This window comes from Cellulomonas sp. P5_E12 (assembly GCF_054049315.1).
Genome location: NZ_JBFUMP010000009.1, coordinates 25,846 through 38,231, shown reverse-complemented (window position 1 = coordinate 38,231; position 12,386 = coordinate 25,846). Strand labels below are relative to the sequence as shown.

The 12,386-nt window shown below is 73.7% G+C and carries 14 protein-coding genes, 1 pseudogene and 1 riboswitch; of the genes and pseudogenes, 11 read left to right on the top strand and 4 right to left on the bottom strand.

Annotated elements, in window-relative coordinates:
* Positions 1-131: 131 nt before the first annotated feature.
* The 3 genes and pseudogenes from ACXJKA_RS09540 to ACXJKA_RS09530 all read left to right on the top strand — a co-directional run bounded on the left by ACXJKA_RS09540 (position 132) and on the right by ACXJKA_RS09530 (position 3,579).
* Positions 132-2,552, top strand: coding sequence for an esterase-like activity of phytase family protein (locus ACXJKA_RS09540; RefSeq protein ID WP_456824958.1), 2,421 nt, complete (start codon positions 132-134; stop codon positions 2,550-2,552).
* A 67-nt stretch (positions 2,553-2,619) separates the two neighbouring features.
* Positions 2,620-3,090, top strand: a complete 471-nt coding sequence (locus ACXJKA_RS09535) for a low molecular weight protein-tyrosine-phosphatase (RefSeq protein ID WP_456825058.1) — start codon at positions 2,620-2,622, stop codon at positions 3,088-3,090.
* 7 nt (positions 3,091-3,097) lie between these two features.
* Positions 3,098-3,579 (top strand): annotated as a pseudogene (locus ACXJKA_RS09530) (glutathione peroxidase).
* On the opposite strand, the gene ACXJKA_RS09525 reads toward ACXJKA_RS09530, so the two are convergent.
* Positions 3,576-4,571, bottom strand: a complete 996-nt coding sequence (locus ACXJKA_RS09525) for a magnesium and cobalt transport protein CorA (RefSeq protein ID WP_456824957.1) — start codon at positions 4,569-4,571, stop codon at positions 3,576-3,578. The pseudogene ACXJKA_RS09530 and the gene ACXJKA_RS09525 overlap by 4 nt on opposite strands.
* Before the next feature lie 102 nt (positions 4,572-4,673).
* On the opposite strand from ACXJKA_RS09525, the gene ACXJKA_RS09520 reads away from it, so the two are divergent.
* The 8 genes from ACXJKA_RS09520 to ACXJKA_RS09485 are packed head-to-tail and all read left to right on the top strand — an operon-like array spanning position 4,674 to position 9,986.
* Entirely contained in the window at positions 4,674-4,847 is a 174-nt protein-coding gene (locus tag ACXJKA_RS09520) for a YegP family protein (RefSeq protein WP_456824956.1), read from the top strand.
* A gap of 55 nt (positions 4,848-4,902) precedes the next feature.
* Positions 4,903-6,081 carry a pyridoxal phosphate-dependent aminotransferase gene (locus ACXJKA_RS09515; RefSeq protein ID WP_456824955.1) on the top strand — a complete coding sequence of 393 codons (1,179 nt, stop codon included), beginning with the start codon at positions 4,903-4,905 and terminating at the stop codon, positions 6,079-6,081.
* A 16-nt stretch (positions 6,082-6,097) separates the two neighbouring features.
* Positions 6,098-7,216, top strand: a complete 1,119-nt coding sequence (moeB, locus tag ACXJKA_RS09510) for a molybdopterin-synthase adenylyltransferase MoeB (RefSeq protein WP_456825057.1) — start codon at positions 6,098-6,100, stop codon at positions 7,214-7,216.
* Between the two features lie 2 nt (positions 7,217-7,218).
* Entirely contained in the window at positions 7,219-8,421 is a 1,203-nt protein-coding gene (locus ACXJKA_RS09505; RefSeq protein WP_456824954.1) for a molybdopterin molybdotransferase MoeA, read from the top strand.
* Positions 8,418-8,903: a cyclic pyranopterin monophosphate synthase MoaC gene (gene moaC, locus ACXJKA_RS09500; RefSeq protein WP_456824953.1), complete on the top strand. Its 486-nt coding sequence runs from the start codon at positions 8,418-8,420 to the stop codon at positions 8,901-8,903. The genes ACXJKA_RS09505 and moaC overlap by 4 nt, the downstream gene beginning before the upstream one ends.
* Complete coding sequence (mobA, locus tag ACXJKA_RS09495) at positions 8,900-9,496, top strand: molybdenum cofactor guanylyltransferase (protein ID WP_456824952.1); 597 nt, start codon at positions 8,900-8,902, stop codon at positions 9,494-9,496. Before moaC ends, mobA begins: the two co-directional genes overlap by 4 nt.
* Positions 9,493-9,753, top strand: a complete 261-nt coding sequence (locus tag ACXJKA_RS09490) for a DUF6457 domain-containing protein (protein WP_456824951.1) — start codon at positions 9,493-9,495, stop codon at positions 9,751-9,753. Before mobA ends, ACXJKA_RS09490 begins: the two co-directional genes overlap by 4 nt.
* The gene (locus ACXJKA_RS09485) at positions 9,750-9,986 is read left to right on the top strand and encodes a MoaD/ThiS family protein (RefSeq protein WP_456824950.1); all 237 of its coding nucleotides are present in this window, start codon (positions 9,750-9,752) and stop codon (positions 9,984-9,986) included. The genes ACXJKA_RS09490 and ACXJKA_RS09485 overlap by 4 nt, the downstream gene beginning before the upstream one ends.
* 4 nt (positions 9,987-9,990) lie before the next feature.
* Here the strand turns inward: ACXJKA_RS09485 and moaA are convergent, their stop codons facing one another.
* Genes moaA through ACXJKA_RS09470 form a run of 3 tightly spaced genes read right to left on the bottom strand, consistent with a single transcriptional unit; the run spans position 9,991 to position 11,986 of the window.
* Positions 9,991-11,088 carry a GTP 3',8-cyclase MoaA gene (gene moaA / locus ACXJKA_RS09480; RefSeq protein ID WP_456824949.1) on the bottom strand — a complete coding sequence of 366 codons (1,098 nt, stop codon included), beginning with the start codon at positions 11,086-11,088 and terminating at the stop codon, positions 9,991-9,993.
* On the bottom strand, positions 11,085-11,441 hold the full coding sequence (locus ACXJKA_RS09475; RefSeq protein ID WP_456824948.1) for a molybdenum cofactor biosynthesis protein MoaE: 357 nt from the start codon (positions 11,439-11,441) through the stop codon (positions 11,085-11,087). Before ACXJKA_RS09475 ends, moaA begins: the two co-directional genes overlap by 4 nt.
* A gap of 50 nt (positions 11,442-11,491) precedes the next feature.
* Positions 11,492-11,986, bottom strand: a complete 495-nt coding sequence (locus tag ACXJKA_RS09470; RefSeq protein WP_456824947.1) for a MogA/MoaB family molybdenum cofactor biosynthesis protein — start codon at positions 11,984-11,986, stop codon at positions 11,492-11,494.
* 93 nt (positions 11,987-12,079) lie between these two features.
* Positions 12,080-12,174: riboswitch (glycine riboswitch) on the top strand.
* The last annotated feature ends 212 nt before the right edge of the window (positions 12,175-12,386 follow it).

The following is a 12,386-nucleotide window of genomic DNA, read 5'->3' as shown; positions in this document are numbered from 1 at the left end:
GTCAGCGCGGCGGGTGTTTCGTGATCTCCGTCCCAATCGTCATCCACCCGCCTCTCAGCGTTCACCCAGGTGCCCGAATTCGGACACAGGTCCAGGCCACCCTCGATCGACACCGACCGAAGGGGACCTCGATGCTGCACGCCCGCCCGTCCCGTCGCGCCGTCGCGACGCTGACCTGCACCGCCGTGCTCTGCGCGGGCCTGGGGGCGACCGCCGCCGCGGCCAACCCCAAGCAGCGGCCCGTGCCCGTGTGGACGTCCCCGTCGGCGAACGAGACGTTCCACCGGCTCGCCACCTACCCCGTCTACCTCAACCGCCCGGCGCGAGCGGCGGCGGCGGACCCGACGGTCGCGGAGATCTCCGCGGTCAGCGAGGACGGCAAGACGTTCATCCACACCGACGCGCTCGCGGGCCGGATCGGCTTCGTCGACATCACCGACCCCGGCACGCCGACCGGCATCGGCACGCTCGACCTCGAGGCGGACCTCGGTGTCGGGGCGCACGCCGAGCCGACGTCCGTCGCAGTGGTGGGCGGCTACGTGCTCGTCGTCGTCGACACGTCGGAGAGCTTCACGGCACCCAGCGGCGTGCTCGCCGTCGTCGACCTGGCCACCCACGCGCTGGTGCGCACGATCGACCTGGGCGGCCAGCCCGACTCCATCGCGCTCACGCCCGACCACGCCCACGCGGCGATCGCCATCGAGAACCAGCGGGACGAGGAGGCCAAGCCCGCCGGCGGCAAGAAGGGCGACCTGCCGCAGCTTCCCGCCGGGTTCCTCCAGCTGGTGGACCTGCCCGGCACCGACCCGGCTGCGTGGAGCACCCGCGAGGTGCCGTTCACCGCGGCCGACGGGACGGCGCTGCCGTCCTTCGTCGAGGCCGGCCTGGACACCCCGCAGGACCCCGAGCCCGAGTACGTGGCCGTGGACCCGACAGGCTCGACGGTCGCCGTGACCCTGCAGGAGAACAACGGGGTCGCGCTCGTCGACGTGGCCACCGGTGACGTCGGCCGCGTGTTCAGCACCGGGCGCGTCGCCCTGACCGGCATCGACAGCGCGCAGGACGGCGTGATCAACCAGACCGGCTCGATCCCGCTGACCCCGCGTGAGCCCGACGCCGTGGCGTGGCTGGACGAGACGCACCTGGCGACCGCGAACGAGGGCGACTGGAAGGGGGGCACGCGCGGCTGGACCGTCTTCGACACCGAGGGCGCGGTCGTCTGGGACGCGGGCGCCGAGCTCGAGCGGCTCGCCGTCAGCACCGGGCTGCACAACGAGTCGCGCGCCGGCAAGAAGGGCGTCGAGATCGAGGGCCTCGCGGTCGCGACGCTCGGCGGCCAGCGGTACGCGTTCGTCGGCTCCGAGCGGTCGAACTTCGTCGCGGTCTACGACGTCGACGACGCCGCCCACCCGCGGTTCGTCCAGGTGCTCGCGACGACCAACGGCCCCGAGGGCATCCTCCCGGTGCCGTCCCGCGACCTGCTGCTGGTGTCCAGCGAGACGGACGACGCGAGCGTGCTGGTCCGCTCGTCGGTCAGCGTCTTCGGCCGCGGCAAGGCGTACGCGAAGCGGGCCGGCACGCCGGAGTTCCCGAGCGTGGTCTCGGCCGACGACGCCGCGGGCAACCCGATCGGCTGGGGCGCGCTCGGTGCGCTGAGCGCCGACCCGGCGGACGGCGACCACCTGTGGACCGCGACCGACGCGGCCTACAGCACCGCGCACATTCTTCGGCTGGACGTGTCTCGCACGCCGGCCGTCATCGATCGTGACGTCGCCGTGACGCAGGGGGGCACGGCGGCGTCGCTGGACATCGAGGGCCTCTCGGCTCGACGCCAGGGCGGGTTCTGGCTCGGCTCCGAGGGGGCGACCGGCGCCGCGAACGCGCTGGTCAGGACGGACGCTGACGGCGCGGTGCAGCAGACGGTGCCGCTGCCGGCCGACGTCTCGGCCGGGCTGACCAAGTGGGGCATCGAGGGCGTGGCCGTCGCTGAGGACACCAGCGGCGAGCACGTCTGGGTCGCACTGCAGCGCGGCCTGACCACCGACCCGGGCGGGCTCGCGGGTATCGCGCGGATCGGGCGGTACGACGTGTCGACGGGCGCGTGGGCCTGGTTCGCCTACCCGCTGGGCACCACGACGACGGCCGGTGACTGGATCGGCCTGTCGGAGATCACGGTCGTCGACCGCGACACGCTCGCGGTGATCGAGCGGGACAAGCTCAACGGGCCCGACGCGTTGGTCAAGGCCGTGTACGCCGTCCAGATCCCCGCCACGGACCCGGCACCGGGCACGGTCGGCACGCTCACCAAGACCCTGGTCCGCGACGTCGTCCCGGACCTGCGGGCGACCGACGGCTGGACGCAGGAGAAGCTCGAGGGCCTCACCATCGGCGGCGACGGGCAGGTCTACGCCGTGACCGACAACGACGGGCTCAAGGACGCGACGGGCGAGACCGTGCTCCTGCGGCTCGGCGACGCGTCGAAGGTGTTCAAGGCGCAGCTGGCGAACGGCCACGGCAACGGCAACGGTGGCGGCAAGCCCGGCGCGAGCTAGCCGCGCGCGATCTGACAGGCGGCACGGGGCAGGCGATCATGACGGGGTGTCGAACCCCTACTCCGTCATGGTCGTCTGCACCGGCAACATCTGCCGCTCCCCGATGGCCGAGATCGTGCTGCGCGAGCGGTTCGCCGCCGCGGGCCTGGCCGACCGGGTGGTCGTCGACTCCACGGGCATCAGCGACGAGGAGCACGGCAACCCGGTCGACCGCCGCGCCCGCGCCGTGCTGGAGCGGCACGGCTACCCCACCGGCGACGGTCACCGGGCCCGGCAGGTCGAGCCCGCTCACCAGCGCGACCTGGTCCTGGCGATGACGAACGCGCACGCCCGCGCGCTGCGCCGGCTGGGCGCCGAGCCCGTCCTGTTCCGCACCTTCGACCCGGACGCCGTCGGCGACCTCGACGTCGCGGACCCCTGGTACGGCGGCCCGCGCGACTTCGAGGACTGCCTCGCACAGATCGAGTCGGCCGCCGACGGCATCGTCGAGCACGTCCGCAACGATCTGGGGAATGCGCGGCGCTCGCAGAATGGTTGACCGAGGCATGTCCCTCAACGAGATCCCGCTCACCACGCTGCACGGCGACGCCACGACGTTCGGTGAGTACGCGGACAAGGTCAAGCTCGTCGTCAACGTCGCCTCGCGGTGCGGCCTTGCCCCGCAGTACGCGAAGCTCGAGGAGCTCCAGAAGACCTACGGGGAGCGCGGGTTCACCGTCCTCGGCTTCCCCAGCAACCAGTTCCTGCAGGAGCTCGGCTCCGAGGAGGCCATCGCCGAGTACTGCTCGACCACGTGGGGCGTGACGTTCCCGATGTTCGAGAGACCAAGGTCAACGGCCGCCACCAGCACCCGCTCTACGCCGAGCTCACCAAGGCGCCGGACGCCTCGGGCAAGGCCGGTCGCATCACGTGGAACTTCGAGAAGTTCGTCGTCACGCCGGACGGCTCTGTGCACCGGTTCCGCCCGACCACCGAGCCGGACGCCACGGAGATCGTCGAGCTGATCGAGACGTCGCTGCCCGCCTAGAGCCAGCGGTTGCGGCGGAACGCCCGGTAGAGCGCGAGGCACACGACGCCGATGCCGGCCAGCACCACCCAGAAGCCGAACCGGGTGTGCAGGGCGGGGATGTTGTCGAAGTTCATGCCGTAGAGCCCGGTGATCGCGGTGGGCACCAACGCGATCGCGGCCCACGCCGAGATCTTGCGCATGTCGGAGTTCTGCTGCACCGTCACGCGGTTCTGCTCGACGGTCACCTGGGCGAGGTCGGCCTGCATGACCCCGGTGAGCAGGGCGTCCGCGGCCTCGATGAGCTCCGCGGCGCGCAGGACGTGGTCCTGGACGTCGCGGAAGTACGGCCGGGAGTACGCGGGGATGCAGGGCACCTCCTCCTCGGCCAGCCGGGTCAACGGCGGGACCAGCGGCACGACGGCCCGGCGGAACTGCTGGAGCTCGCGCTTGAGCTTGTAGATGCGCTCGGCGTGGTCGCTGCCGGGGTCGTCGCCGAACACCTGGTCCTCGATCTCGTCGAGGTCCTCGTCGATCGCCGCGGTGACGTCGAGGTACTGGTCGACCGTCCGGTCCAGGATCCCGTGCAGCACCGCCGGCGGTCCGTGCTGGAGCATCTCGGGGTCGGCCTCGAGCGCGGCACGGACCAGAGCGGGGATCGTCGTGTCGCCGTGCCGCACGACGATGACGTACCGCTCGCCCAGGAAGATCGCCAGCTCGCTGACCTCGACCACCTCGACGTGGTCGACGTAGTGGACCGGCTTGACGACGGCGAACGTGACGCCGCCGTACCGCTCGAGCTTGGGCCGCTGGTGGGACAGGATCGCGTCCTCGATGGCGAGCTCGGGCAGGTCGAAGCCCTCGGCGAGCAGGTCGAACTCCTCGGCCGTCGGGGAGTTCAGCCCGATCCAGACGAAGCCGTCCTCCTTCTCGGCCTCCCGCAGCGCGAGGCGCACGTCGTCGATCCGGTGGCGTCGCCGGCCGGCGGAGTAGAGGGCGCAGTCCACGATCACGAGTCGAAGGCTAGACCGGGCGGCGTTGCGTGCAGCGCGACAGACTGGCAGCACCGTCGACGCACGCCGACGGCACCCGCGGAAAGACCCTCGGAGGCTGGCGTGAAGTTCGAGATCTACAAGGACAAGGCGGGCGAGTTCCGGTTCCGGATCGTCGCCACCAACGGCAACGTCCTCGCGAGCAGCGAGGGCTACTCGGCGAAGGCGTCCGCGCAGGGCGCCATCGACCGCATCAGGTCCGACGCATCGGGGGCGGCGGTCGTCGACAACAGCTGATCGGCGTGCGGACGGGCCCGGCGCGGCCGCCGGGTCCGTACGCCACGATGGCCCCATGAAGGTCGCCGCGAGAGCCCACGTCCCGCCGTTCGCCGTGATGGAGATCCTGGCTGCGGCCAACGCTCGCAAGGCCGCCGGCGAGCACGTGCTCAACCTCTGCGCAGGCGAACCGTCCACCGGGGCGTCCGAGGTGGTCCGGCAGCGCGCCATCGACCTGCTCACGGCCGGGGACCTGGGCTACACGGAGTCGATGGGCGCCCCGCCCATGCGGGCGGCGATCGCCCAGCACTACCGCGACTGGTACTCGGTCGAGGTCGATCCCCGCCGCGTCGCCGTGACCACCGGCTCGTCCGGCGGCTTCCTGCTCGCGTTCCTCGCGGCGTTCGACGTCGGCGACCGCGTCGCGCTCGCGGTCCCGGGCTACCCGGCGTACGCCAACATCCTGTCCGCGCTCGGCTGCGAGGTCGTGGTGGTCCCGTGCGGCCCGGAGACCCGGTACCAGCCGACCGTCGCGCAGCTCGAGGCGCTGGACCCGCCGGTCGAGGGTCTGGTGATCGCCAGCCCGGCCAACCCGACCGGCACGATGATCGACGCGACCGAGCTGGCCGCGATCGCCGGCTGGTGCGGCGACCACGGCGTCCGGCTGGTCAGCGACGAGATCTACCACGGCATCACGTACGGCTCGGAGGCGACGGCGACCGCCGCCCACTACCTCGACCGCGGCGCCGTCGTCGTGAACTCGTTCTCCAAGTACTGGGCGATGACCGGCTGGCGGCTCGGCTGGCTGGTGCTGCCGCAGGACCTGGTGGCGCCGGTCGGCGCCCTCGCCGGGAACGTGGCGCTCTGCCCGCCCGCGCTCGCCCAGCACGCCGGCGTCGCCGCGTTCAGCCCCGAGGGCTACGCGGCCGCCCGCGCGAACGTCGAGCGCTACGCCGCGGCCCGGGAGCTCCTGCTCGCGCGCCTGCCCGAGCTCGGCTGGTCGCGCATCGCGCCGGCCGACGGCGCGTTCTACCTGTACGCCGACGTCTCCGCGAGCGGCCTGGACTCGATCACGTGGTGCGCGCGGCTACTCGACGAGGCCGGCGTGGCACTGACGCCCGGCACCGACTTCGATCCCGTCGACGGGCACCGCTGGGTCCGGCTGTCGTTCGCGTCGTCGGTCGACGTGGTGCGCGAGGCGGTGGACCGGATCATCGCCTGGCAGCGGAACCTGCAGGCGCCCGCCGCGACGTAGGTTGGTGCCCGTGCCGATGCCCGCCCTGGTCCCTCTCGGGCCGCCCCTGACCCCCGCGCAGGTCGCGCGCGGGTCACGGCACCTGCTCCTCGACGAGATCGGGGTCGACGGCCAGCGCCGCCTGCGCAACGCCCGGGTGCTCGTCGTCGGCGCCGGCGGCCTCGGCGCGCCGGTCCTGCAGTACCTCGCCGCCGCGGGTGTCGGGACGATCGGGATCGTCGACGACGACGTGGTCGACGTCAGCAACCTGCAGCGCCAGGTGATCCACCGGACCGCCGACGTGGGTCGCGCGAAGGTGGACAGCGCGCGCGACGCGATCGAGGCGCTGGACCCCGACATCCGCGTCGTGGTCCACCTCACCCGCCTGACCAGCGAGAACGTCGAGGCGATCCTGCGCGGGTACGACGTCGTCGTCGACGGCACCGACAACTTCCCCACCCGCTACCTGGTCAACGACGCGTGCGTGCGGCTGGGCATGCCCGAGGTGTGGGGCTCGGTCCTGCGGTTCGACGCGCAGACGACCGTGTTCTGGGCGCAGCACGGCCCGCAGCTGCGCGACCTGTTCCCGTACCCCCCGGCCGCCGACGAGGTCCCGTCCTGCGCCGAGGCCGGCGTGCTCGGCGCGCTGTGCGGCCAGGTCGGCTCGGTCATGGCCACGGAGGTGGTCAAGCTCGTCACCGGCACGGGCGAGACCCTGCTGGGCCGCGTGCTCGTCGTCGACGCCCTGCGCGGCCGGTGGACCGAGGTCCCCCTGGTCGCCACCGCCCGGCCCGCTGTCTCCCTGGAACCCCCCGACGAACCCGAGGTGCCCGCCATGTCCGACGTCCCTGTCATCACCGCCCCCGAGCTGGTGCAGCGCCTGGCCGCCCGCGAGGCCGGCACCGACGAGTTCCTGCTCATCGACGTGCGCGAGCCGTCGGAGTACGCGGAGGCCTCGATCCCCGGGGCCGTGCTGGTGCCGCTGGGCACGGTGTTCGACGGGTCGGCGCTGGCCGACCTGCCGCACGACGTCGAGATCGTCGTGCAGTGCCAGGTGGGCGGCCGCTCGCTGACGGCCGCGCGGATCCTGCAGAACGCCGGGTTCGAGGCGTCCAACCTCGAGGGCGGCATCCTCGCCTGGATGGCTGTCCGCTGACGGTGCGCAGCCTCGACGACCACCGCTCGGCCGCGCTCGCGCTCGCCGTCCCGCTCCCCCCGGTCGAGGTGCCCCTCGACGACGCCGACGGGCTGGTGCTCTCCGACGACCTGCGCACCGACGAGCCCCTGCCCCGGTGGGACAACTCGGCGATGGACGGGTATGCGGTCCGGCACGTCGACGTCGCGGACGTCCCCGTCACGCTCCGGGTGGTGGCCGACCTGCCGGCGGGCTCGCCCGACGAGCCGGTGGTCAGCGCCGGGACGGCGGCCCGGATCATGACCGGGGCGCCGGTGCCGCCCGGCGCGGACACCATCGTCCCCGTCGAGCTGACCGACGCCGGGACGGTGACCGTGCTGGTGCGGGACGCACCCGACGCCGGGGTGCACCTGCGACGGGCCGGCGAGGACGCGGTGCCGGGCGACGTCGTGGTGGCGGCCGGCACGCTGCTGGGCCCCGCCGCGATCGCCGCCGTCGCGTCCCTGGGGCACCCGACCGTCCGGGTGCACCGCCGACCCCGCGTCGCCGTGATCTCCACCGGCGACGAGCTGGTCACGCCGGGCAACCCGCTGCACCGCGGCCAGCTCCCCGACTCGAACTCGTGGCTGCTCGCCGCCGCGGTCCGCGAGGCCGGCGGTGTCGCGCTGCGTCTGGGACCCGTGCCGGACGACGTCACCACGTTGCGGACGCTCCTGCAGAGCCTGGACGAGGACCCCTCGGTCGATGCGATCGTCACGTCGGGCGGGGTCAGCGTCGGCGCGTACGACGTGGTCAAGGCCGCGCTCGCCGACGAGCCGTCGGTCGAGTTCGTCGCCGTCGCGGTCCAGCCCGGCAAGCCCCAGGGCCTGGGACGCCTCCCGGGCGGCACCCCGATCTTCACGCTCCCCGGCAACCCGGTGAGCTCGTTCGCGTCGTTCGAGGTGTTCGTCCGACCCGTGCTGCTCCGGATGCGCGGGCTGGCTCGCGTCGAGCGGACCACGGAGATCGCGATCGCCGACGAGGGCTGGACCACCCCGCCCGGCCGGGCGCAGCTCATGCCCGTGCGCTGGGTGGCCCCCGACCGCGTCGCGCGCGCCACCGCAGGCGGTTCCGGTTCGCACCTGGTCGCGCGCCTGGTCCTGGCCGAGGGGCTCGCCGTGATCCCCGCCGAGATCGACCGGGTCGCCGCCGGCGACCGCGTCACCGTCCTGAGGGTGATCCGATGACCGAGCAGTCCGAGAAGTTCACGCACCTCGACTCCGCGGGACACGCCCGCATGGTCGACGTCACCGCCAAGCAGCCGACGGTGCGGTCGGCCACCGCGACCGGTCGGGTGCTCTGCGGGCCCGACGTGGTCGCGGCGCTGCGCGACGGCGCGGTGCCGAAGGGCGACGTGCTGGCCGTCGCACGCATCGCGGGCATCGCCGCCGCCAAGCGGACCCCCGAGCTGCTGCCGCTCGCGCACGTCATCGGCGTGCACGGCGTCGTCGTCGACCTCGAGATCACCGACGACGGCGTCTCCGTCACCGCGACCGTCCGCACCGCCGACCGCACGGGCGTGGAGATGGAGGCGCTCACCGCGGTGTCGGTCGCGGCGCTCGCGGTCGTCGACATGGTCAAGGGCCTCGACAAGTCCGTGCGGATCACCGACGTGCAGCTCGAGGCGAAGTCGGGCGGGCGCTCGGGCGACTGGCGGCGCGAGGCGTGACCTCCACCGCCGTCCCGTTCGACGCGGTCGTCCTCGCCGGCGGACGCGGCCGCCGCCTCGGCGGCTCGAACAAGCCCGAGGTGCGCGTCGGCGGTCGCGCGCTCCTCGACCACGCGCTCGCGGCGGTCGCGGCAGCAGAACGGGTCGTCGTCGTCGGACCCCCGGCCCTCGCCCGGCCCGGGATCCCGACCGTGCTCKAGGACCCGCCCGACGGCGGTCCCGTGGCGGGCCTGGCCGCCGGGCTGGCGTTCCTCGACGCCGACGGCCTGGTCGCGGTCCTGGCCTGCGACGTCCCGCGTGCCGGCTCGGTGCTCCCGGCGTTGCTCGCCGCAGCGTCGGCCGACGGCGTCGACGGTGCCCGGCTGGTCAGCGCCGACGGCCGGCCGCAGCACCTCGTCGCCGTCTACCGTGCCGACGCCCTCGGGCGCGCGCTCGCAGCGCTACAGGCGGCCCACGGAGCGGCGATGCACCGGCTCGTCGACGGGCTGCGCCTGGTCGACGTCCCGGACCCGTCCGATGCTGCGGCCGACGCGGACACCTGGGCGGACGTCGAGCGCCTCGACGCGGAGCTCGGTGACAGGATCGGACCATGACCGACGACCCCCGCCGCGCCCCGGGCGCAGACCTGCCGGAGTGGATCGACCAGATCACCACCGCGCTCGGCGTCGAGCGTGAGCTCGTCGACATCGACCGCCTGCTCGAGGTCGCGTCCGACGTCGCGCACCAGGTGGCCCGGCCGGCCGTGCCGGTGACGATGTTCGTCGCCGGCCTGGCGGCGGCGAGCTCCAACCCGTCCGACGTCCTGGCCTGGATCGAGGCCCGCGCGCAGGCGTGGACCGCCGAGCCGTGATCACCGTCCGCTACTTCGCCGCCGCCGCGGAGGCCGCCGGGGTCGACACCGAGCAGCTGTCGGCGGGGTCGGCCGCGCAGGTCAGGGCCGCGATGGTCGCCGCGCACGGTCCGGCGCTGGACCGGGTGCTCGGCCGGTGCGCGCTGCTCGCGGACGGGACGAGGGTGGAGGGCGACGACCTGGTCGCCGCCGGAGCGACCCTCGACGTCCTGCCGCCCTTCGCGGGCGGCTGACCCCTCAGCCGCCGATCGCGCTCATCGGGCGGTCGGGCTGCAGGAAGCGCGGGTCGTCGATGTCGTGCCCGGCCTTCTTGCCCGCCAGGCACCGGCGGTACGCGTCGGCGATCGCGGCGTCCACATCGGCCGGCGCCGGTGCGGGGCGAGCGGGGGCTGTCGTACCGATCCGCACCGCCTGCCCCGGGCCGACACCGATCGCCGACCCGTCGACCGCAGGGGCTTCCCCGCGCAGCAGATCCCGCACGTTGGTCTCGGTCTGCGAGAACAGGCACGCCCGCAGCTGGCCGTCGGCCGTGAGCCGCAGCCGGTCGCAGGCGCCGCAGAACGGCGCGGTGACCGACGCGATGACGCCGACGGTCGCGGGCCCGCCGTCGACGTACCAGAGCTCGGCCGGCGCGGACCCGCGGCCGGGCACCTCGGTCAGGTCGAACGCGGCGGTGAGCCGCGAAAGGATCTCCGCCTGCGTGACCATCTCAGCCCGGTCCCAGGTGTGCCCGGCGTCGAGCGGCATCTGCTCGATGAACCGCATCTGGTAGCCGCGGTCGACGGCGAACCGGGTCAGCTCGACCACCTCGTCGTCATTCACCCCGCGCATCGCGACCGCGTTGATCTTCACGGGGTGCAGGCCGGCGGCGTCGGCGGCCGCGACCCCGGCCAGGGTCTCCACGAGCTTGTCCCGGCGGGTCAGCTCCAGGAACTTCGCGCGGTCCAGGGTGTCGAGGCTGATGTTGACCCGCGACAGCCCGGCGTCCTTGAGCTCGGAGGCGAGCCCGGGCAGCCGGAGCGCGTTCGTCGTGAGCGACACCTCGGGGCTGCCCGACGGGCCGGTCAGCGCGGTGAGCCGACGGACGACGTCGACGATGTCCACGCGCAGCAGCGGCTCGCCGCCGGTCAGCCGGATCTCCTCGATGCCCAGCTCCACGCCCACGCGGGCGACGTGCACGATCTCGTCGGTGCTGAGCATAGTCGAGCGGGCCAGCCACGGGACGCCGTCAGCGGGCATGCAGTAGGTGCAGCGCAGGGAGCACCGGTCGGTCAGCGAGATCCGCAGGTCGCGGTGCACGCGCCCGAACCGGTCGACCAGCTGCTCGCCCGTCACAGCCCCACCCAGACGTGTGACCCGTCGGCGAGACGCTCGCGCTTCCACACCGGCAGCTCGGCCTTGACGGTCTCGACGAGGGCGCGGCACACGTCGAACGCCTCGGCCCGGTGCGCGGTGGAGACGGCGGCGACGATCGCCGCCTCACCCACCGCCAGGTGCCCGACCCGGTGGCTCACCGCGATGCCGAGGACGCCGTCGGTGAGGGCCGCCGCGGCGAGGCGCTCGAGCACGGCCTGCGCGGTGGGGTGCGCGGTGTAGTCGAGCCCGACCACCCGGCCCTCGACGGACGGGTCGTGGTCCCGCACCAGCCCGACGAACGTGGCGACGGCCCCGGCGCGCGGGTCGCTCACGTGTTCCACGTGAAACTGCAGGTCGAGCGCATGATCGACGACGCGGGCGATCACGAGTGGTCCCCGCCCGCCAGCTGGTCGAGAAGGTGGTCGACGAGCGGCAGGAGCACGTCGAGCCCCTCGGCCACGCCGGACGGCGAGCCGGGAAGGTTCACGACGAGCGCGCCGTTCTCTGTCACGCCCGCGAGGCCGCGCGAGAGGACCGCTGTCGGGACCGTCTTCGCACCCTCGCGCCGCAGGAGCTCCGCGATGCCGGGGAGGTGCCGGTCCAGCACCGGGCGCGTGCCCTCGGGGGTCTGGTCCCGCGGTCCGACGCCGGTGCCGCCGGACGTCACGACGACCCGGGCACCGGCGTGCAGGGCCGCCCGCAGCGCCCGCTCCACCGAGAGCTCGCCGTCGGGCACCACCGCCACGTCGGAGACGGCGAAGCCCGCGCTGAACAGCTTCTCGACGGCGACGGGACCGGACAGGTCCTCGCGCTCCCCGGCAGCCGACCGGTCGGACACGACGACGACCGCGGCCAGCGGGGGCGTGGACGTCTGCACCCGGCCAATCTACGCATGCGCCGGGCGCACGGACGGCGCGACTGCTCCCTGGACATCGCCGGGTACTCTGAGCCCACAACTTCACACGCTGCTCGAACCGCGGCGGGAGAGCTCCCGCAGAACGTGCGGGGCGCCGAAGGAGCAATCCTCCCCKGGAATCTCTCAGGCCCCTGTACCGCCACGGCGAGGCAACTCTGGAAAGCGGACCGATGCGCTCACGCGACGAGGTCCCACCGACGGTGCAAGCCGGCGCGCCCCGACAGGCGGACCGGCAAAACTCTCAGGTCGCACGTAGCCACTCGTGCGGATGACAGAGCGGGGAGCCCACCCACCGTCCCGGCATGTCCGGACGACCCCTGCGGAGCAGCTCGTGACCGATCTCAGCTCGTTGGCCACCGCC